1 protein-coding gene is annotated in these 245 nt (G+C 43.7%); it reads left to right on the top strand.

Annotation, left to right across the window (positions count from 1 at the left end):
* The coding region (locus AAEZ00_RS21945) for a hypothetical protein (protein WP_351090138.1) at window positions 1–245 on the top strand (245 nt) is incomplete at both ends.

Genomic DNA, 245 nt, shown 5'->3' with positions numbered 1-245 from the left:
CCTCACCACTTATTTATTCTGAAACTTATGGTTCACCTGCTGATTTATCTATGGCGGCTGGTGATTATGGCGTACGTAACGAAAGTGGTTCCTTAGGTTTTAACCTTGAGTGGCAAGCAACAGATAACTTAAAGCTGACATTTGATGCGCACAACTCGGTCGCGGAAAACAAACCAAACAACCTTTATGGTTCAAACAACAATTTAAGTACTGCAGCGTTTGTGCGTACCAGCGCGGCAACTGAC

The sequence above is a fragment of the Shewanella sp. S1-49-MNA-CIBAN-0167 genome, assembly GCF_040310145.1.
Classification (GTDB): domain Bacteria; phylum Pseudomonadota; class Gammaproteobacteria; order Enterobacterales; family Shewanellaceae; genus Shewanella; species Shewanella psychromarinicola.
This window is presented reverse-complemented; position numbering and strand designations above follow the sequence as displayed.